A 23,899-nucleotide genomic window follows, 5' to 3' on the forward strand; every position below is an offset into this window, starting at 1 on the left:
TGGGTTTACTGACTATAGCTATAATTAAAATCCAGATTAAAAAGCTGTGGCGCACGCGCAGCGTGCGCCACAGCTTTTAGGGTGCTACTTAGGCGAGCGCTAAAGATGCTAACGGTTGTGGGATCGAAGCACTCGGAGCTGTAAATTCACCAGTCACCACAAACTCAAGTCTCAATTTCAGCCAGCGCATTGTATTTGGATCGGTGGTAATGATCGCCGCCGCAGGTTGGGGAATTTGCTTTTTAATACCCGCCATCTCAGGGGCTTCTAAAAAAGCAGGCTGCTCGATTAACCAAAAGTTAATTTCCTTATTGCGGGCTTCAAAATTGCGCCGACGTTCCGATAGTGTTTCACCCAAAGGTTTTCCTTCGTCTTCACACAAATACTTACGGCTAGCAGCCACGAAATAATATTGTTGGGACTCTGACATAAATTTTTTTCTTAACAAGGTAATAGCTTGTAAAGCCAGATCTATGTTAACGCTAATTTAACTTACAGAACTTTGCAATAGATTAAGCTGGGGCGTGAGTTCTAAAACGCTATTTAAAACTAGATCGGCTCCATTTTCCTTGAGTAAAGAGGCATAGCGATCGCGTAAATCTGGGGTGACATGGGGAGGAATGACCCCAACCGCAACATATTGATAACTAGGATCAAAGTCTCTCGCCTTCACTACCGTCAGCATATCTGCAACGGTGTCCCCCACATAAACAATAGTCTTGGCAATCCCCCCTTGCTTTTGTTCAATTTGCTTCGTGGCTAATAACAGCCCCGTTGGGTCAGGCTTACCCGCAGCATCTTCCATCGCGATCAATATGGGTAGATCGATTCCCAAGCGTTGCAATACATAACTTGCTGAAGCCCGCGTTGCGCCACTAAAAAAACCCCAGCCAATCCCTGCGATCGTTAACTCTTGAAAATATGCAGAAGTCGCAATCAGAGGTTCCGTGGCAATATAGCCATCAGACCAATCAGAATTCAGCCCCCGATAACGACTCTGGAAAAAGTTCACGATCGCTTCATAGGCGATCGGGATTTCCTTCCCTAAGCGATGCAAATATCTCGCGATCATTTCCTGTGAAGCTTCCCAGTCATTATTCCAAAGCCCCTCAGCCTTTAAATCATCGATTTCTTCAGGGGTAGGACGATAATCTGAATTTGTCAAAGTTTTAACAAAATGCTCGACCGTATCCGCTAAAGCTCGACGATACGAGCCAGAGACATCGCGTATTACGCCATCAATATCAAACACAAAAATACTTTTATTTGATAGTTTTAAATCAACTTTAGATGTTTCAATCATGTTATAGTGCAAGATCGCTACTTTAATATGTAATTTAAATTTTCTTGGAGGTAGGTAGCATTGTCACAGTTTATTCTAAAAATCTTATGGTTAGAGAATAATGTAGCCCTTGCCGTCGATCAAGTCGTTGGCAAAGGTTTCAGCCCTCTCACCAAGTATTTCTTCTGGCCCCGTGATGATGCTTGGGATCAACTTAAATCAGAAATGGAAAGTAAGCCTTGGATTGCCGATCAAGATCGGATCGAGATTTTAAATAAGGCAACTGAAGTAATTAATTACTGGCAGCAAGAAGGCAAAAATCGCCCCATGACAGAGGCTCAAGGTAAATTCCCTGATGTCATATTTACTGGTAGTAACTAGTAATTATCCCAAAATCAAAAAAACAAAGGCGATGATATTCATCGCCTTTGTTTTTTTATGTCAATAGATATTTCACATATCCATTAATTTTATTTGTCAAGTTCGGGCATCGAAAGAACTGCTTCAGTCTCACGGTCAATCCCTCTTTCAAAGCCAGCAACAGCGGCGCGGGCGCGACCAGCGTGCCATAGGTGTCCAACTAAGAACATAAAGGATAAAACGAAGTGAGAAGTAGACAACCAAGAACGAGGAGAAACGAAGTTTACTGCATTGATTTCAGTGATAACACCACCTACTGAGTTCAAAGAACCCAAAGGAGCGTGAGTCATGTACTCAGCAGCACGACGCACTTGCCAAGGCTGAACGTCATTCTTGAGTTTGTCGATATCTAGACCATTAGGACCACGCAATGGCTCCAACCAAGGACCACGGAAATCCCAGAAACGCATGGTTTCACCACCAAAGATGATTTCGCCCGAAGGAGAGCGCATCAAGTACTTACCTAGCCCTGTAGGACCTTGAGAAGTTGCAATATTTGCACCCAACTTTTGGTCGCGGACGAGATAGGTGAAAGCTTGAGACTGAGAAGCTTCAGCGCCAGTAGGACCGAAGAACTCACTAGGATAAACAGTATTGTTAAACCATACGAAGCAAGTAGCAATAAATGCCATCAAGCTCAATGCACCAAGGCTGTAAGAAAGATATGCTTCACCAGACCAAACCAGCGCACGTCTTGCCCAGCCGAAAGGCTTAGTGAGAATATGCCAGATACCGCCACTGATGCAAATCAAGCCGATCCAAATATGTCCGCCAACTACGTCTTCAAGGTTGTTAACGCCAACGATATTTCCTTCTCCACCAAAGGGCGAATTAAGCAAATAGCCGAAGATAACCACAGGGTTGATCGTTGGGTTGGTAATAACACGAACATCGCCACCACCAGGAGCCCATGTGTCGTATAGTCCACCAAAGAACATCGCCTTGAATACGAGCAATAAAGCACCGCAGCCCAATAGGATCAGGTGATACCCGATAATATTGGTCATTTGGTTTTTGTCTTTCCAGTCGTAACCAAAGAAGGAAGAATAGTTTTCTAAAACTTCAGGGCCGCGTAGGGCATGGTAGATACCACCGAAACCAAGCACAGCAGAAGAGATAAGGTGTAAAACACCAACTACAAAGTAGGGAAAAACATCAACTACTTCACCGCCAGCGCCAACGCCCCAGCCTTGGGTCGCAAGGTGAGGTAGAAGGATAAAGCCTTGCTCGTACATTGGCTTTTCAGGAACAAAGTGGGCGACTTCAAACAAGGTCATTGCGCCAGCCCAGAATACAATCAAACCAGCATGAGCTACGTGAGCGCCCAGCAGTTTGCCAGAAAGGTTAATGAGTCGTGCGTTGCCAGACCACCAAGCAAAACCTGATGTATCTTGTGTACGCCCGCCCACTCCTAGCGAGTTTAAGTTAATGGTCGTCGTCACGAGAGGTTATCTCCAGAAAACTTTTTATAGGGTTAAAGTGAAAAAATGCGAATGGTGCAAATAATTTTTTAGCTATCAGAAATCAGCTTTGTAGCTGCTAACGTCTAGAGGTTTGATGAGAATCATCATAATCTAAAAACTAGCCCAACTGCGTTGATATCCGATAGCTAAGTTGTTACTAAAAGATTTTGTACAGATTCAGAAAATGTACAAAATCTTTTAAGTTAAGAAGTTTACAATGCGTTACCGCGAGGCAATACTTCTTCAGGGAAGATGAATCTTTCAGCAGGTTGGTCTTGAGGAGCCATCCATGCACGGATACCTTCGTTCAAGAGTAGGTTCTTGGTGTAGAAGGTTTCAAATTCAGGATCTTCTGCGGCGCGGACTTCTTGAGATACAAAGTCATAAGCACGCAGGTTCAATGCTAGACCGACGATACCGACGCTGCTGAACCATAGTCCAGTTACGGGTACGAATAGCATAAAGAAGTGCAACCAACGCTTGTTGGAGAAAGCAATACCGAAAATTTGGCTCCAGAAGCGGTTAGCGGTAACCATGGAGTAGGTTTCTTCAGCTTGGGTTGGGTTGAAAGCCTTGAAGGTGTTGGAGCTTGAACCGTCGCCATCTTCAAACAAGGTGTTTTCAACGGTTGCACCGTGAATTGCACAGAGCAATGCGCCACCGAGGATACCTGCTACGCCCATCATGTGGAAGGGGTTTAGTGTCCAGTTGTGAAAACCTTGAAGGAATAGGATGAAGCGGAAAATACCAGCTACGCCAAAGGTAGGCCCGAAGAACCAACCAGATTGACCCAAGGGGTACATCAAGAATACGGATACGAATACGGCGATAGGACCTGAGAAAGCGATCGCATTATAAGGACGGATACCGACTAGACGGGCAATTTCAAATTGACGAAGCATGAAGCCAATCAATGCAAATGCGCCGTGAAGTGCGAGGAATGTCCACAAACCGCCAATTTGACACCAGCGGGTGAAATCGCCCTGTGCTTCAGGTCCCCAGAGCAAGAGCAGGGAGTGACCAACGCTCAATGCTGGAGAAGATACCGCTACGGTCAAGATGTTGCATCCTTCGAGGAAGCTAGAAGCTAGACCATGGGTATACCAAGAAGATACAAAGGTGATACCTGTAAACCAGCCACCAATAGATAAAAATGCGGTGGGGAATAGCAACAAGCCACTCCAACCAATAAATACAAATCTGTCGCGCTTTAGCCAGTCGTCGACGATGTCAAACCATCCTCTTTCGACTTCTTGCGACCTGCCCATTGCAATGGTCATAATCTTAAATCCTGCTTTAACTACGAGTATTTATATGGATTTCAAATCAGCTTAACACATCTTTACGTTTGCCTTATTGCAAAATACTTAAAACATTCAAAGCTTTACTGAGTAAACTTTTGAGTCGTATTTATAAGGTATATACATTCGATAACAAACCTTAAAAAAGTGTTAAGGAGCCTATTGCCTACATCTAAAGGAGTAGGAGTTAGTAAATTAGTATATTTAATTAACAATATAGCAGCACTAAATCCAGTCATTCTCAAAATGCTTTGAGGAGACAAGATTGATCTCAGTAGCTGGGCAAATTAAAACCCAAAATCAAAGGCTGTAGCGCACGCGCAGCTTGCGCTACAGCCTTTGGGTTTTTATATTTAATTGCGCCTAGCTACTTCGATCTTCATATTAATAGTCTAAGTATTTGTACTTATAGGCATTAGCAAAAGATTTTTCATGCTTCTCCTCAAAATAGGCGATCGCGATCGCATCTTTATCTTAAAAAGCAGTGCAATATTATTGAAACAGCAATTTGCAGCCACAGGTAATAGTCATGACTAGACAAGTTGAACTTAACCAGCCAGAACTTGATCATGATCTGGTCGCTGAGCTGCCACAAGATGCAGCTCCCCCACCCAAGCCCAAAAAAGCTAGGCGATGGATTTTGCGTTCGATCATTTATAGCTCGATGGGTTTTGGGCTAATTGCTTTGGTATTACCCTCTTTTAGTGGCTGTGGCAATAAGGCTAAGAGTTCTGAGGGCAGAACTTATGTAGGTAGTATGAATAGAGCGCAACAGGCATTTTGGACTGAAAAACAAGCCTTTGGGCGATCGCTTCCTGCTTTAGAACTGGGAATGCAAGAAGAAACTGTTAACTTTAAATTTGAGATACAAAGTTTTGATCTTGTTACTTATCAATACGGAGTTCCTAAAAATGACAAGGTAAAAAGTTTTGTCGGAGCAGTATTTGTGGTACCTGAAAAATCTCAAACATATCAAGGCTCCAATCAAAAGCTAAATCAAACATCAGCATCACAACCAAGGGCAGAAAAAGAGCTAACTACGGTCACTATTCTTTGTGAATCTCCCCAAACTGGTGTACAGCAAAAGCTACCCAATCCATTTCTCCAAAATGGGACTCCAACCTGTGCTGAGGGAACTGTAGCGCTAAATTAGCTGTCTCGCTAAACTAACTTAACCAAGAGGTTGACCGATGGATAATATTGATGACTTGGTAATTGATGACTTCGTAATTGATGACTTGGTAATTGATGACTATGTAAATTATCGCTATCGTAATTTTCAGAATCAATCGTTTCAGCATGAATTTCGTCAAGGCGAAAAAAAGAGAGCTTACTTTACAGGCTCAAGATTGAAAAGTTGTGATTTTCGGGGAGCAAATCTAGCGGGTGCTGATTTCTCGGAAACAGCGATCAGTCGAGATAAGCAGAATTTCCAAAAGCAGATCATGCAAATGTCACTGCATATCATTTTGGGCATTCCCCTTGGATTAGTTGCGTGGGCTTTTGGGCAACTTATTGTAGTTGGGTGTGGCACTGAAGTCGCAGATCCCTATGGGTGGATGACAAATCCTTTTGTTTGGATATTTACCTTTGCGACGGCTGCCGCAATATCTCGAAGAAAGATCTTCTATATATACATGGGGCTAATTGGCTTAATGGTGATCGCGACCATTAACTCTACTGCTTTGCCGCTAGTCGCCCCAGTCGTGATGTTTGCCGCGTTTGTGATTTCTCTGTTTGGGCTATATCTGGGCTATCAAAAAGGGGCGATCGCAGTGGGGATGGTATGGATGGCGGTGGGAGTTTCGTCTGCAATTTCGGCTGGCTATAGCTGGCTCGAACATCACGAAATTCACTATGCAATCTTATTTGCCGTACTTGCACTTTTGCCTGCTGTTATGGCAACCAAGGCTTTTAATCTCCATTTTACAAAAGTCAAAATGGCGGCAATGACTTCTTTTCGTGGCGCAAATTTAGAAAATGCGCGATTTGTAAATGCAAATTTAGAAAATTGTGATTTTTTAGATGCAAATCTGCAAGGTGTGGATTGGTATGGTGCAACTTTTAAAAATTGCAAGTTTCCTAAAGGTTTTTCAGATGGAAATGAGGCGATCGCTAAAGATCCTGAAATCAATCCAGAGATCGAAAAAATGACTGTAAATACTTAACCATGCGCTGAATTAGTGATTGGAATGATGGAAATACCTGATGTTATCAAAGGAATACTAATCCTAATCTTTATATTCATACCGATTGAAAAAGTATTGTCAGTTCATCACCAAAAACTATTTCGTGAAGGTTGGTTTACCGATCTTTGTTATTATTTTTCTGGTTATTTTATTGGTCATGGCACAACAAAATTATTAATTGTATTTGTATTGATGAGCCAAGGAGCAATACCGATATTATCTCGATTTGTCGGTCAACAGCCCCTTGTTTTGCAAGTAACTGCCGCAATATTCATTGGCGATTTGTCCTTTTATTTTGTACATCGGCTATTGCATACTGTGCCTTGGTTATGGCGATTTCACGCCATCCATCATAGCTCGACGAATATGGATTGGTTAGCAACGGTACGTGTGCATCCTTTTGAGCAGATTTTAACAAAATCTTGCCAAATGATTCCTCTCTATTGGTTAGGATTTTCGACTGAAGCTTTGGCAATTTATGCAGTTTTTTCCAGTGCGATCGCCTTTTTTATTCATACGAATATTGGCATTAAATTTCCAATTTTAAAATGGATTATTGCTACGCCAGAGTTTCATCATTGGCATCACGATCGCTATCCCCAATTAAAGACTCAAAATTTGGCAGTACAGTTACCAATCATCGATTATATATTTGGCACTTGGTATATGCCCGATCAAAATTTGCCAAAGCAATATGGAACGGAACTGAATATTAAAACTAATTATTTCAAGCATTTAATTTATCCATTTACTCCCTTTCTACCTAAAGAGGAAACTCATGGCTCCAGCAGATCGCATATCGATCCATAAATCGATCGACAGCTTTAAGGGATTTATATCTCAGCCTAGATACTTAGTTCCTCTAGCTTTAATGGGTGCAGTATTCTTAGCAGGCGCGGGAACCTTGAGCATCCTTGCCTATCAGCAGCACATGAGCTTGCCCGTTTACCTGCTAAGTTTTAGTACGCCTCAAATTTCCGTAGCAGAGTTAGCCAGTGGAAATCTAAAATCTGTAATATTGATCGATGTGCGATCGCCTGAAGAATACCAAGAGGATCGGATTGGCAATAGCGAGTTAGTGCCATCGGTAGATATTGAGTCAGGTTCAGGGATTCTGCAACTGAAGGCGATCTTGCAGATTTATGAAAAAACTCATCAAGAAAAGCCGACGGTGATTTTGTACTGTACTTCAGGAATGCGATCGATTAAGGCGAACAAACAACTTCGCGATCGCGGCTATCAAGCATTAACGCTGACGGGTGGTATTACGGCATGGCGCAAGCAATTTGGGCGATCGCAGGATTTGTCAGTTTTAGCTACAAAATAAAAAAGCGCCAGCTTTGGCGCTTTTGAAATTTTTTTCTTTTTAAGTCGGGATGATAGGATTCGAACCTACGGCATCCTGCTCCCAAAGCAGGCGCGCTACCAAGCTGCGCTACATCCCGTTCCGAATAACCATGATACTACATGGTGGGCTAAATTTACAAAATAATTTTTTGAGATTGCAATTTTATAGCTACAGTCACTTGAATTAGGACAAATCAAACCCCAAGAATTGACTGGTGGTGCTTTGCACCGCCAGTCAATTCTTGGGGTTTATGTCCTAGTACAGGCGACAGCTATATCAATTATTGCTGCCGTCAACTGTACTAAAACCCCAAAGAGGAGTGGCGGCGCTTTGCGCCGCCACTCTTCTTTGGGGTTTGGTTAAGGGACTGTAGCTATAAAAAAGAACAAAGAGGGGGCGTAAAGCGCCCCCTCTTTGTTTCTTTGATATCTAGCTAGCAGAGCCAAGACCAACGTAAGAACCATAGAAGAATAGACCGACAACAACTAGTACGCCAGTACCAGCAACAGTTGCCACTAACCAAAGTGGAATACGTCCATTTTGAAGCATGAATTAAACCTCCAGATAAAAATAGTTTTTATGAAATGAATTGCAAATTGAATGGAGAAATTAGAGATTATTCAAGAACTTGAGATTCCTTTAAGCGGGCTCTACAGGAAATTAGTTGAAGAAATAGCTGGAAAAAAGTAAAACAGTTACGAAAATTAGCAATAGTCCCAAGAAGAGAGAAGTACGATTCAACTCTACAGGTTGGCTGTTAGGATTTTTAGGAGCCATAGTTAAGTAGTCTTATTTTTGGGGTTTGTTTCTGGATGATATCGGAAAAAGAAATATTAGCGGCTAATGAACTGCATTGCTGCGATCGCACCGATAAAAAATACGGTAGGAACGCCCAAACCGTGGACTGCTAGCCAACGGAAGGTGAATACAGGATATTGAACGGGTTGGTTGTTGTTGCTTGCCATAGTTATTAATTAGTAAATACGTTGATGGGGCGGGTTAATTTGACGAATTTGACAGAATTACCGTTAATTTAGAGCTTTAGTTAATAGCGGGAAAACTAACGAATAAAGACTAATCAATAAGGGTTATTTGCCCAACTGGATATCTTTAGCGGGATTATAGCGATCGGTGACAAGAGGAGCGGTCTGACGATCTTGACCGTAGTACTCATTGGGGCGTGGGGTTCCAAATACGTCATAAGCTAAGCCTGTGCTTACAAATAGCCAACCTGCCAAAAACAGTGCAGGGATTGTAAGGCTATGGATTAGCCAATAACGAACGCTAGTAATAATGTCGGAAAATGGGCGTTCTCCAGTAGTACCTGCCATAACAGTCCTCTAAATGTGTGATGTTTAAAATCTTTATCTTAAATAATAATTTACTATTGTACCTACTTGCCATCCATCCCACTCTGCTAGTTAGGAAAATTGATTTTAAGGAAAGCCTACCTGTAATGGACTTTCCTCAAAATCAATTTTTATTTTTGGTAAGTAGCTAGGCGCAATTAAATATAAAACCCCAAAAACCTGTAGCACAAGCTGCGCGTACGCTACAGGTTTTGATTCTGGGTTTTAATTATGCCCAGCTATTTAGTACTAGATCGGTAAGGATGGATGGCGCGGAGAGCTGCCCATCCTTACCTTTTATCCCAATTCCCAAAATGGCAACGCCATTTTGGGAATCTCAAAACCTTACTGGGTTTGTTGTTTGATTCACTAAAGTGTTGACTCACTCCAGTGAATTGGTATTAATGGATAGCAGGTTTCCAAAATTCTCGCGCTCTTAATTTTTAATTTCATAGAATTTTAATGAAAATCCGTAAAATCAATAATAACGAGCGATTGGAAATTCTCAAGGGGGATTTATACGCCTACTCTCGTTGGACGAATCAAGATCTCCCCCGATCGCACTTGACGGCTATTAATCCAGAAGAGGTATTGGTGGCAGAAATCGATGGCAAGATTGCCGCTGCTTTGCAATGTTTCAGTTTTCAACAGTCGATCAGGGGTGGGCTTAAAGCGATGGGGGGCATCGGTGGCGTATGGACCTATCCTGAATATCGCAATCAAGGCTGTGTCAAAGCTTTGATGAAAAGTGCTTTTTTAGAGATGCGGATGCAAGGAATTTGCGTGAGTATGCTAGCTCCGTTTAAGGAGAGTTTCTACGCTTCCCTAGGCTATGCGATCGCTAATCCCACCCACGAAATCACGATTCCTATTGCTTCTTTAGCCCATTATTTAAAATCATCTAATTCTGCCCACTTGACCTGTGAGCGCATTCCTGCGACTGAAGTCAAGGATATTTTATCTAACTTCCTCTACGAAAACCTGCGATCGCCATTGCTTTTGCCCCATAGTCACGGGGTTGCGATTACGAATTTTACCTACGATCAATGGTGGCACTTACATCGACAAAAACTTTGTGTGTTGGTAAAACGCGATAGCCAGCCTGTTGCTATGGCAATTTATGCCATTGATAGCGGTGAAAACTTGCCGATCGCCGATCGCCAGATCGAGATTTCATCAATATTTTGGACGGATTTCGCATCCCGCGATCGGCTGTTCCATTTCTTTGCTAGCCATCGCGATCAAATTCATCAAGTGAAAATACCCTTGCCGCTAAATACCAATATTCATAGTTGGCTTTGCGACGCTGGCAGACTCGAAGCTGCGATAACTTCCCCTTGGATGGTCAGAGTGGTCGATATCGTGGGTGCTTTACATGGTTTGCCGATCGCCTGCGAGCCATTTACCTTTGCCATTAGCGATCCCCATTGCCATTGGAATGATGGCGTATTTGGGGTACATTGCGATCGCGGTAGCCTATCTGTAAAACGCTATGGTAACGGTGAAGTTTGGGATTTAGCGATCGATTTTTGCGCCACAATTGCGGGTATCTCAGCTTTGATCTATGGCACGCAGTCGATCGCCGAATCGATCCATAAACAATGGATTACGGAAATCTCCGCCAAAACCAGAGAACGACTAGAAAAATGCTTTACACCATGTCTGATTTATAATCCTTTTAAGTTCTAATTAAGTTCTAAACAATTCTCAAGTAAGTAGCTAGGCATAAGTAAACTTAAAACCGAGAAGAGCATACCGCCCGCGCAGCGGGCGGTATGCTCTCTGGTTTTGTTTTTTAATTATGCCGAACTACTTAGAAACCTATAGCTTTCGCTAGTCTTGTGCGGACATAATACCAATTCCCAAAATAGCAACGCCATTTTGGGGGTCTCAAAACCTTACTGGGTTTGGTTTTTAATTCCCAAAAGTGTAGCCACACCTTTGGGAATTGGTATAAAAGCAGAAGACGAGTGACGACGCGAAGCGTCTTACAAGTGCTAGCTATACTTAGAAAATATCTGCTTGGGCAAAATCTAACAGCATGAAAGAAAAACTCACTCGCAGTCAAGAACGAGTGCTCCACCTCCTCCAACACCACGAACGCGCTATATCAGCGCAGGATATTCACTCGGAATTACGCAATAGTGAAAAAAGTGTGGGTCTGGCAACGGTCTATCGTTCGCTCGACACTTTAAAAATGCAAGGGCTGATCAAAGCATTGACCCTACCCAATGGTGAAACCGTTTATAGCGTCACACCCACAGACAGACACCATCTCAATTGCCTAAATTGCGGTAAATCCTTGCCCATTGATAGCTGCCCCATTCACGATCTCGGTAATCAACTAGCCAAAAAGCATACTTTTCAAATTTACTATCACACCCTTGAATTTTTTGGATTGTGCATTCAATGCCAAGAGCCCAAGCAAAAGACAGCAGCTAATCTATAAAACATATCTAGAAACTTATGTCTAGCGTACTCGTTCCCCTATTTGCAGGCTTTGAAGAAATAGAAGCAGTCACCATTATTGATGTGTTGCGTCGCGCCAATATAGAGGTTATTACGGTGAGCTTAGACCAATTAACGGTAATTGGAGCCCATGCGATCGCCATAATTGCGGATACAACTCTCGATAAAGTCGAGCCGAGTAAATTTGATGCGATCGTCCTTGCTGGTGGGGCTGGTACTTTCCGCTTACGAGAGGATCCACGCATCGCCGCCATCCTCAAGGCTCAAGCAAAGGTAAATAAGCTCGTGGCGGCTATCTGTGCTGCTCCTACGGTTCTGTCCGATGCAGGACTCTTAAAGGGTAAACGCGCTACATCCTTTCCCGCAGTCCAAGAGCAATTAGAAGTTGGCGAATATTTAACAGATGCTGTCGTTGTAGATGGCAATGTGATCACCAGTCGTGGGGCTGGAACGGCTATGGTCTTTGCTCTCAAATTAGTTGAAGTTTTGCGAGGTGAAGCGATCGCTAACAAGCTGGCTAAAGATATGCTGGTTTAATTCTGGCTTGGGCGATAGAATTTACCTCTCTTTTGGCTAATTGTTGGCTAATTGTTAATTAATTGATTAGGTGAAGGCAATTAATCCATAGTATAGAAAAAATCCAATTATAGGAAGAAAAGCTAATAATCCTAAAAGAGGTGATTTAGCCAGCCTTGCTGGGGTAGTAAAAAAAGGTGCAATTGCGAGGAGGAACAAGGAAATAAGCCAAAGGTATAAATTGACAAAGGGAAGAATGAAGACGAGAGTTAGCCACCATAAAGAAATCCCAGCACAACGAAAAGTTGCCCAAATCTGGAAAATGGGGATGGGAACCCATACCAACCAAATGTAAGGAATTTTTAGCTTATAGCCAATTTGCATCATACAAATGCAGAAAAAAACATGACTAATAATTCCGAAAATCCCTCCAAAAAAAGCAATATTGTTATAAATAGTTTTTTCTTTGGGGGATAGGGAATTATAGTTTAGAAATTTTTCTGGTTTTAAGATCATGTCTTTCGCAATTTGAAAGCCATCTCTTGTATCGCTTTTAACGACTGATGATGCAGCGATCGCGCCGTTGTGGTATATCGTGCCAGAAGCAGATAAACTTGGCTCAGCTATAAAATGTTGTAGACCCACAACAGCCAACAAAGCAATGAAAGATAGGACAATTCTGCGCCAAGCCATACTAAGTTGAAGAGTTAAGTATTTAGATCGGTTCACTATTTACACTCCTAAAGCATTTGTGAGGATAGGGCATATCTTGATAACTGGAATTTAGGGTAATTTACCTATGTAATCGCGAATAACAGGGGTAAAAATCTTGACTACCTGTTGATAAACTTCTCTTTTAAATCTAACAATCGACTCTAAGGTTTGTTCGATCGCCATAAATTGGACGACCCGAAACTCGCGATCGTGAACATCTAGCTGACATTCAGAAGCGGGATGATCCCAATAGAAGGCAAACCAACGTTGCCTTTGACCACAATAGTTTGCCCATTTACCAGATAATTTTAGGGTTGGGGGAAAGTCATAATACAACCATTCGGGATGCACGTAGGCTAATACGGCATTGTTAATACCCACTTCTTCGTAAAGTTCTCGCAAAGCTGCCACTTGAGGATCTTCACCATCATCAATTCCTCCTTGGGGAAATTGCCATGAATCGGGTACACCTAAACGCTCGCCGACTAGCACCTCACCTTTACGGTTAAAAACAATAATCCCCACATTTGGGCGATAGGACTTCTCTGGTGTCATAGTTTTTTATTTAAACAAAGCAAAAGCATAACACCGCCGCTAATTATCATCAAAAAGAGAAATCCCTTCGCTCAGCGAGGGGATTTCTCTAAGGTCGCTGATGACAGCTAAGTAGACAGGTGCAATTAAATATAAAATCCCAAAAGCTGTAGCGCACGCGCAGCGATCGCTACAGCTTCGGTCGCGCCATCATCGCTTTTCTTTAAACCGATCTTTAAACCAAGGCTCTTTCTAATTGAGCGACAGGTTCGGAGATTTTGGGATTGATAGGTGAGCTCTTAGGCGTTTGCAAGCCGACCATTTCCGCATTACTAGCTCCAGGAGGAACCATGGGATAACAGTTTTCATCGCGCTTAACTCGAAAGTCAGCAAATACGGGACCATCATAGGCAAGGATCTCCGCAACTGCCGATTGTAAATCGCTAGGTTCAATTACCTTTACGCCTCTGATACCAAAGGCTTCGGCAAGTTTTACAAAGTCTGGCATACCGACTTCCATGTTGGAAGAGGAATAGCGCTCGTCATAAAAGCTCTCTTGCCACTGGCGTACCATGCCTTGCCAACCGTTGTTGACGACGATCACTTTGACCTTGATGCCGTACTGCGCCAAAGTTCCCAGCTCCTGAATGTTCATCTGAATGCTGGCATCACCACTAATACAGATGACTTGTTCTTCGGGGAGAGCCACCTTTGCCCCCATGGCCGCAGGCATTCCATAGCCCATCGTGCCAAGCCCTGCACTGGAGATCCACTTGCGAGGAGCGGTTTTAATCAGTTGAGCTGCCCACATTTGATGCTGTCCGACATCGGTTGTAAAACAAGCATTGGGAGCTTGTCTGCCAAATTCATAGATAACTTGCTGGGGCGATAGCACATTGTCATAGGTGGGGACTTCAAGGGGATAGTCCTCTTTCCACTGATCGATTTGGATAAACCAATCTTTGGTTTGTATATTTTCTTCGTAACTAGTGGCTTCAAGCATGGCTTGGAGTACTTCCTTTACGTCGCCGACGATGGGCACATCGGGTTTGCGATTTTTGCCAACTTCCGCAGGATCGATGTCAATGTGAATGACTTTAGCGTCGGGGGCAAATTTATCTAAGCGTCCCGTAACGCGATCGTCAAATCTCGCCCCGATCGCGATCAGCAAATCGCATCCCTGAACCGCAAAGTTGGCATAGGCAGTACCATGCATCCCCAACATCCCGACAGAAAGGTAATTGTTTTCATCGTAAGCCCCCTTACCCATGAGGGTTGTGGTTACGGGTAATTGGAAACGCTTTGCTAATTCGGCAATCTCGGCATGGGCATCGGCAAGCACCGCACCACCACCCGCGTAGAGTAAGGGTCGCTTAGACTCGCGAATTAAGGCGATCGCCGCCGCAATCTGATGCAAATGTCCTTTCACCTTGGGCTGATAGCCAGGAAGATCGATCTGCACATCAGGATTGTAATCAAACTCCTGTTGAGCAATATCCTTAGGAATATCAACTAATACTGGTCCTGGGCGACCAGTCCCTGCGATATAAAAAGCTTCAGCAACGATCCGCGCGATGTCTTCAGGCTTACGAATCACATAGGAATGCTTGACGATGGGTAAAGTAATCCCCCAAATATCGGTTTCTTGGAAGGCATCAGTACCAATTGCGTAGGAAGGGACTTGTCCTGTGATCACCACTAGAGGAATCGAATCCATTTGGGCTGTGGCGATGCCAGTGACGAGATTAGTGGCTCCAGGACCAGAAGTGGCCGCACATACTCCCACCTGCCCAGTTGCGCGAGCATAGCCATCGGCAGCATGGACAGCGCCCTGCTCATGGCGGACAAGGTAATGCTTGATCTCGCCCCTTGCCTCGGCTTGATAGATTTCGTCGTACACTGGCAGTATTGCTCCACCAGGATAACCAAAAATATGTTTCACTCCTTGCCTTCTCACACTATCGATGAGAGCAAATGCACCCGTTGTACGCAAAGTAGCCTCCTCTAGACTCCTAACTTTAATAACTCTAAAATTTTCGCGTTCCAAGCCAAATCCTTGATCCAGACCTGCTGAAGCATTTCCAGATACTTTTCGCTCCCTACTACGAATAAGTAGTTTATAGCAAGTACCTTAAGTTGATATTTTGTAGCAATTGTATCGATAATAACATAGACAAGCTGACACAAAGCTGCTATGTGTGATGTCTCAATCAGTTCTAGCAAGTCTTAGCCAGTCCGTATCATGGCTGCACAATATTAATAAACATGTAATATTTGCCCCACTAAAGAGATCTTTAGGTTACAGAATACCGACAAGTGGCATTTGAAAATATAATGACTTCGTGTCCTTCTGTCATATACCGTCCATATAACTTCCCATGAGTGCAAATTCAGAAAAAGATATTCCTGTCAATATCTACCGCCCAGCCAATCCCTTTACAGCAAAATGTATTTCCAATGATGTACTGGTAAGACCAGGAGCCGTTGGTGATACACGTCATGTAAAGATTGATATCTCTGGCGGCGATCTTCGTTACTTAGAAGGTCAAAGTATTGGTGTCATTCCTCCAGGTGAAGACAAAAACGGTAAGCCCAATAAACTCCGTCTCTACTCGATCGCCTCAACTCGTCTCGGTGACGATCTTGATGGTAAGACCCTATCCTTAAGCGTCAAGCGTTTAGAGTATCAAAATGAAGCAGGTGAGACCATCAAAGGAGTCTGCTCTAACTTTTTGACCGATCTTAAGCCAGGTGAAGAAGTGAAGCTAACGGGACCAGTTGGGAAGGAGATGCTGTTACCCGATGATCCCAATGCCACAATCATCATGATTGCTACAGGTACAGGTATTGCCCCATTTCGGGCTTTCCTATGGCGCATGTTTAAAGAACAGCATCCCGATTACCAGTTCAAGGGTTTAGCTTGGCTCTTTTTTGGCGTACCTACCGATACGACAGTTTTGTATAAGCCCGATCTAGAGTGGATGGCTTATAAACATAAACGTCATTTCCGCTACGATGTGGCGATTAGCCGCGAACAAAAAAATGCTAACGGTGAAAAGATGTACATCCAAAACCGCATGGCTGAATATGCTGATGAGTTATGGGAGCTACTCCAAAAGCCCACAACCCACACCTATATGTGTGGTCTCCGTGGTATGGAAGATGGCATTTCTGAGTTCATGACTAAGACCGCAGCCAAGAGCGATGTTGTTTGGAAAGATTTTGAAAAGCAACTCAAAAAAGACGGTCGTTGGCATGTTGAAACTTACTAAGTAGCTAAGCATAGCTAAACTTAAAACCTAGAAGAGCGTACCGCCCGCGTAGCGGGCGGTACGCTCTCTGGTTTTGGGAATTGGTGTAAAACCTTACTGGGCTTGTTTTTTAATTCATTGAAGTGTTGTCTCATTTCGGTAAATTAGTATATTTTGGGAATTTGGGCTTACTGATAATTTCTTAACCACAAAAATGGAACTGTTCTGGCTACTCGTAGGGATTGGGATTGGTGCGATCGCCACTAGTGCTTGCTGGGTAAGCTGGAATTATGCCAAACAAAGACATAAACGTAAATTTCGGAAGCGATCGCACAATGGTGTTAAAAACAGATCGATCCATAGCCTGAAATCTTGGGCGGAGAACTTACATCAAAATAGCCGTCTTGAGCGGGAGCCCTCAGAGAGCATTGCCCCCGATGACGATGAAGTTGAAAGCCTATTGGCAAAAATTGTGGAAGTCGCTCCCATTGGCTATATCCAAGTCGATCAAGACAATCGCTTAGCAATATGCAATGAAAGAGCCGCCACGATGATGGGTATTGCCAATCACCATCATGGCTTACTTCGCAAACCATTTTTATTACAACTAATCCGATCCTACGAACTCGATCATTTGGTCGAGAAAACGCGATCGCTAAACCACAGTGCTCAAGTTGATTGGGTATTTCATCCAGCGATTCCCGATCCCGCTAATCCCGTACCACAGATAGGCAGACCAATTCGTGCCCATAGTATTTATCTGGGACGCGGTCAGGTGGGAATTTTTTTGGAAGATCGCCAAGAGGCAATTGCCATCACGCAACAACGCGATCGTTGGACATCGGATATTGCCCATGAATTAAAAACGCCGCTGACATCAATCCGTTTGGTTGCCGAGACGATCGAATCTCGTGTCGATGCTTCCGCCAAAATTTGGGTAGAGCGACTGCTGGGGGAAGTAGAGCGGATGACAAAACTCGTACAGGATCTTCTCGAAATTGGACAGATGGATGTCGGCATTGCGCCGCCCCTCAACCTAAAGGAAGTAGAGTTATCCCCATTGATACAGGCGGTGTGGTCAACCCTTGAGCCATTGGCAAATCGCAAGCAAGTCAAGCTCAACCATATTGGGGATAGGTCATTAACATGGCAACTTGATGAGTCGCGGATCTATCGACTCTTGCTTAACTTATTTGATAACAGCATTAAACATAGTCCATCACTTCAGTCGATTACAATCAAAACTAGCGTGGTAGACTCAACTCTACATATAGAAACCATTGACGCAGGTGACGGCTTTCCTGAAGAATCTTTACCCTATATTTTTGATCGCTTTTATCAAATCGATCTATCGAGAACGAGATCGGGACTAGATCGCGGCGGCAGTGGCTTAGGTTTAGCGATCGTGCGTCAGATCGTCACCCTCCACCATGGCGCGATCGATGCCAAAAATCATCCTGAAACTGGAGGAGCATGGATTACGATCTCAATTCCCACACAAACGAATTCCGTTACTAATACTTTTACTAACACTTTGTAAGGCTCAGAGTACTTATTTAACTAAATCATGAGCGCAGAAAAACTCCTGAAAGACTATGCTTCTGGTCGGCGTGACTTTGCTAGTTTAAATCTCGCTAATGCCAACTTATTTAATAGCGATCTAATCGGTATTAACTTGACCAAGGCTGACCTGAGGCGCACCAATTTTGTCTTTGCCTATTTAAACAAAGTCACCTTTAATCATGCCAATTTATCAGGTGCAAAACTTGGTGGCGCAACTCTTAACCAAGCGATCATGATGAGTGCAAACCTCACGGAGGCGGACTTACATGGAGCCATGCTACAGCGCGTCAATCTATTTGGGGCAAATCTTTCCCTTGCCAACTTAATGGATGCCAATCTGAGTGAGGCTGATTTGCGAAGTGTCAATCTGCGCGGGGCAAATTTACGTTGTGCGATCCTGAGCGCTGCGCTCATGCGTGAGGAACGGGGTTATCCTCCTACTAACATGGTCGGTGCAAATTTACGTAAGGCGGACTTGCGGGGGGCAAATCTCAGTGGTTCTGATCTTACGGGGGTAGACTTATCTGGGGCAAATCTCAGCGAGGCAACGCTTTCGAGGGTGAATTTACAAGGGGCAAATCTCAGTGGGGCGATCGCTATTGGCACTATTTTTACGGAGGTAAATCTTAGTCAAGCCAATCTCACCGAGGTGAATCTCAAGGGGGCGAACCTCATGAAGGCGGATCTCAAAAATGCGAATCTGCGTCTTGCTAATTTATTTGGGGCAAATCTTAGTAAAGCCAATCTCAGTATGGCAACTTTAAGTAATGCAGGGTTGATTCAAGCGATACTTACAGGCAGCGATTTATCGCGATCGCTTCTTGATCGAGCCAATCTCAGTCAAGCCAGTTTAGTAGATGCTTATTTGGTCAGGGCTAATCTGGATGGAGCCGATCTGAGCAATGCCATCTTGACCCGAGCCGAGCTTAGTGGTGCTAGCACCATTGGCACAATCTTTAGTGGGGCAACTATGCCCGATGGTAAATCCCATCCATAGTTCAGCCCATGAGATATTGCTCTAGCAATGTCCTATTCTTGATGGCGTTGCCATTTTGAGCATTGGTATTACCTTGACGTATACCGCCTTCATCAATCAATATGACAACTGAGCATTGCATCGCCTAACAAAAATATGGAAGATTCAAGTCTTCTAGAGGAAGTTATAGATAGCTTGGAGCAAGACAGCAATGTACTTCGCATCAAACGACTTATCCTCTTCACCTGTCATGATTCTTGGTCAAATGATGTCAACGAAGTTAAAGCGTTGCATGTACGTGAACTTGTGCGCGAATTGATGATCCTGTTTCCCGATCTCAATATGCTCAAGCACAAGCTAAATAGCCATGTCAAACAACTGAGTAAGCAATCAGACTATCTGCTTGCGGCAGATAATATTATTGATAGCCTTGGCTTTCTCTATACCTTGCGTGATGAAGGTAAACTTCCCCATAGCTTTTTAAATCCAGAGGTATCGAATGTCCCTATTAGCCAGTCGATATCTAGCCACGATCCGCATGAAAAAAATGACTTTGATACGGTTCCCCATCGGCATAACCTGAAACATTTAACAAATCTGTTCGATTTACGTGCGGATATATCGCGGAATATTAGTCCTCTCCATGCCAAGATTTTACTATTCTCAACCCTAAACTATCGTTTTAGTCCCCAAGAACGTGACTGGTCAGCCCTATATACCTATGACATTGACGATTTGATCCAAACTTTGTTTCAAACTTACGAAACCGTTGAATCCCTAGAAAAACGATTAGCTGAGGTATGCCTAACCCTCGATCAACCTGAAGATGCGAAACGTGCGTCAGCCGTAATTTTGCAAGCTTTAAAACCATTCTATTAAAGCGAATCGTCACAAATTGCCTTGGCGATTGGTATACTCATCAGACAAACGCTATCTAGAAAGCAATGGCAGCTACTTCTTCTCGGCAACCCAAAATTATTGTGCTTGATGACGATCCGACAGGTTCGCAAACAGTACATAGCTGTCTATTACTGACTAGATGGGATGTGGATACTTTGCGGATCGGTTTAGCGGATGCTTCTCCGATTATGTTTGTATTGACCAATACCCGATCGCTTACTGCCGAAGATGCCACCAAGGTGACTCGTGAAGTTTGCCGCAATCTCAAGCCTGCCCTTGCTGCCGAAGGTATTCAAGAATTTTTGATTGTCAGTCGTTCCGACTCGACTCTGCGGGGACATTATCCCGTCGAGACGGATGCGATCGCCGAAGAGCTAGGTGATTTCGATGCACATTTTTTAGTGCCTGCATTTTTTGAAGGTGGACGCTTTACGAAATCCAGTATTCATTATTTAGTTGTCAATGGCGTACCGACCCCAGTCCACGAAACTGAATTTGCCAAGGATTCAGTATTTGGTTATCGACATAGTTATTTACCTGATTATGTTGAGGAAAAAACTAAGGGAAAAATTCCTGCGGCAAATGTACAGCGTTTTTTGTTGGGGGATATTCGTTCGGGCATTCGGCAACGTTTAGCGCGTTTGTCCGATAATCAATGCGGTGTGGTTGATGCGGAAAACCAAGCCGATCTCAATCAATTTGCCTCGGATGTTTTGGCGATCGCCGCTACGGGCAAACGGTTTCTTTTCCGCAGTGCTGCAAGTTTATTGACAGCCCTTGCCAAGTTGCCCCCGCAGCCGATCGCCGCTGAGGACATGTCAAAATATATGCGATCGCACAAGGCAGGCGTGGCGATCGTTGGTTCCCATGTCAAAAAAACAACGGAACAACTCGAAAATCTACTCAAAGCCCCCAATACCTTCCCCGTGGAGATTGATGTCTCTCGTCTGTTACAAGATGCCGCGACTCAGGCAAAAACACTGCAAGAGGAAGCCCTATTGCAAGTGCAGCAGGCTCACGCATCTGGAAAAACAGCCGTAGTATTTACTAGTCGTAAAGAATTGGAATTTACCGATATTGCAACACGCCTTGCTTTTGGGCAATCTGTCTCAGCCCTATTAATGGCGATCGTCCAGAATTTACCCGCCGATATTGGCTTTTTAATTAGTAAGGGGGGGATTACTTCTAACGATGTTTTAAGCAAAGGTTTAAATTTACCTACAGCAAGACTATTGGGACAGATTCTTGCGGGTTGTTCGGTAGTACGTACTCCAGCCGATCATCCCCGTTTCCCCGATCTTCCCGTGATCCTATTCCCTGGTAATGTCGGTGATGCCAATGCCTTAGCAACGGTTTACAGCAGACTCGCGATCGGGATTGAAGCAGACAACTGAGCCTGAAGATTGTCAGAAACTCATTTTATTTACTCAATTACTTACAAATTTGTCTCTTCTAGGCTCGTATTGTTTAAGCTGGTTCCTAGAAGTAAGGCATTAGTGAAATCACTTTTGAGTAGGTTTGTATTGTCTAAATTGGCTTCAGTCAAATCAGCATTTTGCAGGTTAGCGTAACTAAAATTGCAGCTAAAGCAATTTGCCCCCGTCAGATCGGCTCCTTGCAGATTGGCAAACTCAAGATGAGCGTTGCTCAGATTCGCACCCCGTAAATTTGCGTTTTGAAGACTTGCCCCTCTTAGAATTGCGCCACTTAAATCGGCTCCCCCCAGATTTGCCTCCCTTAAATTGGCATTGCTCAAATCGGCATTAGTCAAGTTCGTAAAGCTTAAAGTCGATTGTTCTAAATTTGCCCCGCGCAAATCAGCTTCGCTTAGATCAGTGAGGTCAAGATCGGCATTTCGCAAGTCTGAGCTGGTCAGGTTAATAGCTGATAGCTTGCAGCATGATAATTTCAGCCCAGAAAAATTTTCGTAATCAAAATCTTTACGACCTAACTCATACATTTTTTTTAGTGCCATTCCCATCGCAAGGGCATTAGTTGGATGAGAGTGAGTTTTAGGATTTTGGGTAGACATCATGACGATCGCTCACTAGCTGGAACATATAGTTGCTGATAGTAACTAATGGTTTAAATATAGAATAGTCTCCTTAGATTGCACTTCACCCTATAGGATTGCATAGGGCTAACAATAACTCCCAAAGATAGGCTTACTGCAGGGAGCGATCCAAAGCCCACAGATTATTTGTAATTGGGTTAGAATAATAGTAATAAATATCATTTAAAAATATTTATTGTCATTTATTATCAACTTTTATTAGCAATAGAGAAAATTATGTCTAAAGAACAAAAGGGCAATAAAGAGACTAAAAAGCCCAAGAAAGATCCTTCCGAAAAGAAGGATAAAAAAGATCCTAATAGATACAATTAAATCAAGATAAATTAAGATTATCTTGATTTTAATAAAGGATAGCGCCTATCTTTTATCGCGTTAAGAAGATAATGCTAGTTTGGCTCTGGGCTACTAGTATTATTTTTGAGATATAGCCCTATGGAAATATGTTGAAATATAAAGATATAGAATCTTAAATTATCGTTATGGCAACTGAAATTCTCGATAGGAACAATGGCAAAGATTTTGCTGAATATGCGCCCCAAATAGTACAAAGAGCCGAAATAGCGTTACGTTGCGCCCCCTTTACCGTGAAATTGTTTGCGGATATGGCTATACAGGGTGTAAATCTTAGGGCGATCGCTGGTCATGAGGGGCTTAAAAACCAATATTTGACGCATCAGACCAACCTAATCATTACGGAGAATTCCTTGCTATGGTTGATCCAAGTTGGAATATTGCGGCGCGAGGTTGATGGTCAAGGTATTACTGATAGTTTTCGGTTGACTCCGATGGGACATTTTCTATTAGATAAGTGGCAAGCACAGCCAAAATTTCCGATCGCTAGTTTTTGCGATCGCTTGCAAAATTTTTGGATGCAAATTCAAATATCTCGATTTCTGTAGCCTCTTTTATAGCTATAGTCACTTGAATTAGGACAAATCAAAACCCAAGAATTAATTGGCGGCGCTTTGCGCCGCCAATTAATTCTTGGGTTTTATGTCCTAGTACACTTGGCGACAGCTATCAAAGAACTAAGTAGATAGGCATAAGTAAACTTAAAACCCAGAGAGCATACCGCCCGCTGCGCGGGCAGTATGCTCTCTGGGTTTGGTTTTTAATTAGGTCTAGCTACTTAATACCAAAGCTCAAAATGGCTATGCCATTTTGAGCTTTGGTATTAGTGGGCTGAATTAAATATAAAACCCTAAAACCTGTGACGCACGCGCAGCGTGCGCCGCAGGTTTTAGTTCTGAATTTTAATTGTGCTGAGGTACTTAGAAATTATTGGTTTGAGAGTTTTTTAGAAAAAATGGAACTAAAGCTTCATTAGATCGTCCCATAGCTGAGGGCTATGGCAACTATACGCGCCAGCATTCATCCAGCATTCCTGTAGAGCTTTGCTCTTCAACCCGAATCACAGAAAAGGCTTAGAACTGTTACATTGCCACAATTTTAAGCTTTTCCTGATAATTTGGGTGGTTGACAGTAACTGTAAGTTGGCTCTAGCAAATCACGTAAGTCGTTCGGCATAGTTAAGACCCAAAACCAGAGAG

At 43.3% G+C, this 23,899-nt stretch carries 26 protein-coding genes and 1 tRNA gene; 14 read left to right on the forward strand and 13 right to left on the reverse strand.

Translation table 11 applies throughout. The annotated features are described in order from the left end of the window. Positions 1-88: 88 nt before the first annotated feature. Together PseudUWO310_RS02065 and PseudUWO310_RS02070 are read right to left on the reverse strand one after the other, a co-directional pair. Complete coding sequence (locus PseudUWO310_RS02065; RefSeq protein ID WP_142598595.1) at positions 89-430, reverse strand: MgPME-cyclase complex family protein; 342 nt, start codon at positions 428-430, stop codon at positions 89-91. Between the two features lie 57 nt (positions 431-487). Then, positions 488-1,303, reverse strand: coding sequence for a TIGR01548 family HAD-type hydrolase (locus tag PseudUWO310_RS02070; RefSeq protein ID WP_142598597.1), 816 nt, complete (start codon positions 1,301-1,303; stop codon positions 488-490). 60 nt (positions 1,304-1,363) lie between these two features. Here PseudUWO310_RS02070 and PseudUWO310_RS02075 point away from each other — a divergent pair, with 60 nt between their 5' ends. Beyond that, entirely contained in the window at positions 1,364-1,663 is a 300-nt protein-coding gene (locus tag PseudUWO310_RS02075; RefSeq protein ID WP_009627931.1) for a 30S ribosomal protein PSRP-3, read from the forward strand. A gap of 89 nt (positions 1,664-1,752) precedes the next feature. Here the strand turns inward: PseudUWO310_RS02075 and psbC are convergent, their stop codons facing one another. Continuing rightward, on the reverse strand, positions 1,753-3,144 hold the full coding sequence (gene psbC / locus PseudUWO310_RS02080) for a photosystem II reaction center protein CP43 (protein ID WP_009627930.1): 1,392 nt from the start codon (positions 3,142-3,144) through the stop codon (positions 1,753-1,755). Positions 3,145-3,377: 233 nt separating this feature from the next. Continuing rightward, entirely contained in the window at positions 3,378-4,445 is a 1,068-nt protein-coding gene (gene psbD, locus PseudUWO310_RS02085; RefSeq protein ID WP_009627929.1) for a photosystem II D2 protein (photosystem q(a) protein), read from the reverse strand. A 550-nt stretch (positions 4,446-4,995) separates the two neighbouring features. On the opposite strand from psbD, the gene PseudUWO310_RS02090 reads away from it, so the two are divergent. The 4 genes from PseudUWO310_RS02090 (at position 4,996) to PseudUWO310_RS02105 (ending at position 7,982) form a co-directional block, all read left to right on the forward strand. Then, positions 4,996-5,619 carry a type IV pilin-like G/H family protein gene (locus PseudUWO310_RS02090; protein WP_142598599.1) on the forward strand — a complete coding sequence of 208 codons (624 nt, stop codon included), beginning with the start codon at positions 4,996-4,998 and terminating at the stop codon, positions 5,617-5,619. A gap of 37 nt (positions 5,620-5,656) precedes the next feature. Further along, positions 5,657-6,634, forward strand: a complete 978-nt coding sequence (locus tag PseudUWO310_RS02095; protein ID WP_142598601.1) for a pentapeptide repeat-containing protein — start codon at positions 5,657-5,659, stop codon at positions 6,632-6,634. Positions 6,635-6,730: 96 nt separating this feature from the next. Next, entirely contained in the window at positions 6,731-7,465 is a 735-nt protein-coding gene (locus PseudUWO310_RS02100; RefSeq protein ID WP_223805499.1) for a sterol desaturase family protein, read from the forward strand. Beyond that, positions 7,434-7,982 carry a rhodanese-like domain-containing protein gene (locus tag PseudUWO310_RS02105; RefSeq protein ID WP_142598603.1) on the forward strand — a complete coding sequence of 183 codons (549 nt, stop codon included), beginning with the start codon at positions 7,434-7,436 and terminating at the stop codon, positions 7,980-7,982. Before PseudUWO310_RS02100 ends, PseudUWO310_RS02105 begins: the two co-directional genes overlap by 32 nt. 44 nt (positions 7,983-8,026) lie before the next feature. Here the strand turns inward: PseudUWO310_RS02105 and PseudUWO310_RS02110 are convergent. The 5 genes from PseudUWO310_RS02110 to psbE form a co-directional block, all read right to left on the reverse strand. Then, positions 8,027-8,100 (reverse strand) — tRNA-Pro (locus tag PseudUWO310_RS02110). A 332-nt stretch (positions 8,101-8,432) separates the two neighbouring features. Beyond that, complete coding sequence (locus tag PseudUWO310_RS02115) at positions 8,433-8,552, reverse strand: photosystem II reaction center protein J (protein WP_009625496.1); 120 nt, start codon at positions 8,550-8,552, stop codon at positions 8,433-8,435. A gap of 111 nt (positions 8,553-8,663) precedes the next feature. Beyond that, complete coding sequence (locus PseudUWO310_RS02120) at positions 8,664-8,780, reverse strand: photosystem II reaction center protein L (RefSeq protein ID WP_071590099.1); 117 nt, start codon at positions 8,778-8,780, stop codon at positions 8,664-8,666. Positions 8,781-8,836: 56 nt separating this feature from the next. Then, entirely contained in the window at positions 8,837-8,968 is a 132-nt protein-coding gene (gene psbF / locus PseudUWO310_RS02125) for a cytochrome b559 subunit beta (RefSeq protein ID WP_173400647.1), read from the reverse strand. Between the two features lie 123 nt (positions 8,969-9,091). Next, entirely contained in the window at positions 9,092-9,334 is a 243-nt protein-coding gene (gene psbE / locus PseudUWO310_RS02130; protein ID WP_009625495.1) for a cytochrome b559 subunit alpha, read from the reverse strand. A gap of 480 nt (positions 9,335-9,814) precedes the next feature. On the opposite strand from psbE, the gene eis reads away from it, so the two are divergent. The 3 genes from eis (at position 9,815) to PseudUWO310_RS02145 (ending at position 12,358) form a co-directional block, all read left to right on the forward strand. Further along, a complete protein-coding gene (gene eis, locus PseudUWO310_RS02135) occupies positions 9,815-11,041 on the forward strand; it encodes an enhanced intracellular survival protein Eis (protein ID WP_142598605.1) in 1,227 nt (408 codons plus the stop codon). Between the two features lie 352 nt (positions 11,042-11,393). Further along, on the forward strand, positions 11,394-11,801 hold the full coding sequence (locus PseudUWO310_RS02140) for a Fur family transcriptional regulator (RefSeq protein ID WP_142598607.1): 408 nt from the start codon (positions 11,394-11,396) through the stop codon (positions 11,799-11,801). Between the two features lie 17 nt (positions 11,802-11,818). Further along, positions 11,819-12,358, forward strand: coding sequence for a DJ-1 family glyoxalase III (locus tag PseudUWO310_RS02145; RefSeq protein WP_142598609.1), 540 nt, complete (start codon positions 11,819-11,821; stop codon positions 12,356-12,358). Positions 12,359-12,424: 66 nt separating this feature from the next. Here PseudUWO310_RS02145 and PseudUWO310_RS02150 read toward each other — a convergent pair whose 3' ends face one another. The 3 genes from PseudUWO310_RS02150 to ilvB all read right to left on the reverse strand — a co-directional run bounded on the left by PseudUWO310_RS02150 (position 12,425) and on the right by ilvB (position 15,578). Next, positions 12,425-13,066: a hypothetical protein gene (locus PseudUWO310_RS02150; protein ID WP_190315875.1), complete on the reverse strand. Its 642-nt coding sequence runs from the start codon at positions 13,064-13,066 to the stop codon at positions 12,425-12,427. A 54-nt stretch (positions 13,067-13,120) separates the two neighbouring features. Beyond that, positions 13,121-13,606 carry an RNA pyrophosphohydrolase gene (locus tag PseudUWO310_RS02155; RefSeq protein WP_009627420.1) on the reverse strand — a complete coding sequence of 162 codons (486 nt, stop codon included), beginning with the start codon at positions 13,604-13,606 and terminating at the stop codon, positions 13,121-13,123. 214 nt (positions 13,607-13,820) lie between these two features. Beyond that, positions 13,821-15,578: a biosynthetic-type acetolactate synthase large subunit gene (gene ilvB / locus PseudUWO310_RS02160; RefSeq protein ID WP_411729012.1), complete on the reverse strand. Its 1,758-nt coding sequence runs from the start codon at positions 15,576-15,578 to the stop codon at positions 13,821-13,823. A gap of 385 nt (positions 15,579-15,963) precedes the next feature. On the opposite strand from ilvB, the gene PseudUWO310_RS02165 reads away from it, so the two are divergent. The 5 genes from PseudUWO310_RS02165 to PseudUWO310_RS02185 all read left to right on the forward strand — a co-directional run bounded on the left by PseudUWO310_RS02165 (position 15,964) and on the right by PseudUWO310_RS02185 (position 21,669). Then, on the forward strand, positions 15,964-16,857 hold the full coding sequence (locus PseudUWO310_RS02165) for a ferredoxin--NADP(+) reductase (protein WP_142598613.1): 894 nt from the start codon (positions 15,964-15,966) through the stop codon (positions 16,855-16,857). Positions 16,858-17,050: 193 nt separating this feature from the next. Beyond that, positions 17,051-18,376: a sensor histidine kinase gene (locus PseudUWO310_RS02170; RefSeq protein WP_142598615.1), complete on the forward strand. Its 1,326-nt coding sequence runs from the start codon at positions 17,051-17,053 to the stop codon at positions 18,374-18,376. Positions 18,377-18,403: 27 nt separating this feature from the next. Then, positions 18,404-19,396 carry a pentapeptide repeat-containing protein gene (locus PseudUWO310_RS02175; RefSeq protein ID WP_009627416.1) on the forward strand — a complete coding sequence of 331 codons (993 nt, stop codon included), beginning with the start codon at positions 18,404-18,406 and terminating at the stop codon, positions 19,394-19,396. A gap of 135 nt (positions 19,397-19,531) precedes the next feature. Beyond that, positions 19,532-20,254 carry a hypothetical protein gene (locus tag PseudUWO310_RS02180; protein WP_142598617.1) on the forward strand — a complete coding sequence of 241 codons (723 nt, stop codon included), beginning with the start codon at positions 19,532-19,534 and terminating at the stop codon, positions 20,252-20,254. 65 nt (positions 20,255-20,319) lie between these two features. After that, complete coding sequence (locus PseudUWO310_RS02185) at positions 20,320-21,669, forward strand: four-carbon acid sugar kinase family protein (protein ID WP_142598620.1); 1,350 nt, start codon at positions 20,320-20,322, stop codon at positions 21,667-21,669. A 41-nt stretch (positions 21,670-21,710) separates the two neighbouring features. On the opposite strand, the gene PseudUWO310_RS02190 is transcribed toward PseudUWO310_RS02185, so the two are convergent. After that, positions 21,711-22,310, reverse strand: a complete 600-nt coding sequence (locus tag PseudUWO310_RS02190; protein ID WP_009627413.1) for a pentapeptide repeat-containing protein — start codon at positions 22,308-22,310, stop codon at positions 21,711-21,713. A gap of 518 nt (positions 22,311-22,828) precedes the next feature. Between PseudUWO310_RS02190 and PseudUWO310_RS02195 the strand changes: the two genes are divergently transcribed. Next, on the forward strand, positions 22,829-23,248 hold the full coding sequence (locus tag PseudUWO310_RS02195) for an Npun_F0494 family protein (protein WP_142598622.1): 420 nt from the start codon (positions 22,829-22,831) through the stop codon (positions 23,246-23,248). The last annotated feature ends 651 nt before the right edge of the window (positions 23,249-23,899 follow it).

This window comes from Pseudanabaena sp. UWO310 (assembly GCF_006861605.1).
Taxonomy (GTDB): Bacteria; Cyanobacteriota; Cyanobacteriia; order Pseudanabaenales; family Pseudanabaenaceae; genus Pseudanabaena.

Bases quoted from the DNA above. Each gene is read 5' to 3' on its own strand.
- PseudUWO310_RS02065 (WP_142598595.1), bottom strand. From the start codon at position 430: ATGTCAGAGTCCCAACAATATTATTTCGTGGCTGCTAGCCGTAAGTAT.
- PseudUWO310_RS02070 (WP_142598597.1), bottom strand. From the start codon at position 1,303: ATGATTGAAACATCTAAAGTTGATTTAAAACTATCAAATAAAAGTATT.
- psbD (WP_009627929.1), bottom strand. From the start codon at position 4,445: ATGACCATTGCAATGGGCAGGTCGCAAGAAGTCGAAAGAGGATGGTTT.
- PseudUWO310_RS02090 (WP_142598599.1), top strand. From the start codon at position 4,996: ATGACTAGACAAGTTGAACTTAACCAGCCAGAACTTGATCATGATCTG.
- PseudUWO310_RS02095 (WP_142598601.1), top strand. From the start codon at position 5,657: ATGGATAATATTGATGACTTGGTAATTGATGACTTCGTAATTGATGAC.
- PseudUWO310_RS02105 (WP_142598603.1), top strand. From the start codon at position 7,434: ATGGCTCCAGCAGATCGCATATCGATCCATAAATCGATCGACAGCTTT.
- PseudUWO310_RS02115 (WP_009625496.1), bottom strand. From the start codon at position 8,552: ATGCTTCAAAATGGACGTATTCCACTTTGGTTAGTGGCAACTGTTGCT.
- PseudUWO310_RS02120 (WP_071590099.1), bottom strand. From the start codon at position 8,780: ATGGCTCCTAAAAATCCTAACAGCCAACCTGTAGAGTTGAATCGTACT.
- psbF (WP_173400647.1), bottom strand. From the start codon at position 8,968: ATGGCAAGCAACAACAACCAACCCGTTCAATATCCTGTATTCACCTTC.
- psbE (WP_009625495.1), bottom strand. From the start codon at position 9,334: ATGGCAGGTACTACTGGAGAACGCCCATTTTCCGACATTATTACTAGC.
- eis (WP_142598605.1), top strand. From the start codon at position 9,815: ATGAAAATCCGTAAAATCAATAATAACGAGCGATTGGAAATTCTCAAG.
- PseudUWO310_RS02140 (WP_142598607.1), top strand. From the start codon at position 11,394: ATGAAAGAAAAACTCACTCGCAGTCAAGAACGAGTGCTCCACCTCCTC.
- PseudUWO310_RS02145 (WP_142598609.1), top strand. From the start codon at position 11,819: ATGTCTAGCGTACTCGTTCCCCTATTTGCAGGCTTTGAAGAAATAGAA.
- PseudUWO310_RS02155 (WP_009627420.1), bottom strand. From the start codon at position 13,606: ATGACACCAGAGAAGTCCTATCGCCCAAATGTGGGGATTATTGTTTTT.
- PseudUWO310_RS02165 (WP_142598613.1), top strand. From the start codon at position 15,964: ATGAGTGCAAATTCAGAAAAAGATATTCCTGTCAATATCTACCGCCCA.
- PseudUWO310_RS02170 (WP_142598615.1), top strand. From the start codon at position 17,051: ATGGAACTGTTCTGGCTACTCGTAGGGATTGGGATTGGTGCGATCGCC.
- PseudUWO310_RS02175 (WP_009627416.1), top strand. From the start codon at position 18,404: ATGAGCGCAGAAAAACTCCTGAAAGACTATGCTTCTGGTCGGCGTGAC.
- PseudUWO310_RS02180 (WP_142598617.1), top strand. From the start codon at position 19,532: ATGGAAGATTCAAGTCTTCTAGAGGAAGTTATAGATAGCTTGGAGCAA.
- PseudUWO310_RS02185 (WP_142598620.1), top strand. From the start codon at position 20,320: ATGGCAGCTACTTCTTCTCGGCAACCCAAAATTATTGTGCTTGATGAC.
- PseudUWO310_RS02190 (WP_009627413.1), bottom strand. From the start codon at position 22,310: ATGATGTCTACCCAAAATCCTAAAACTCACTCTCATCCAACTAATGCC.
- PseudUWO310_RS02195 (WP_142598622.1), top strand. From the start codon at position 22,829: ATGGCAACTGAAATTCTCGATAGGAACAATGGCAAAGATTTTGCTGAA.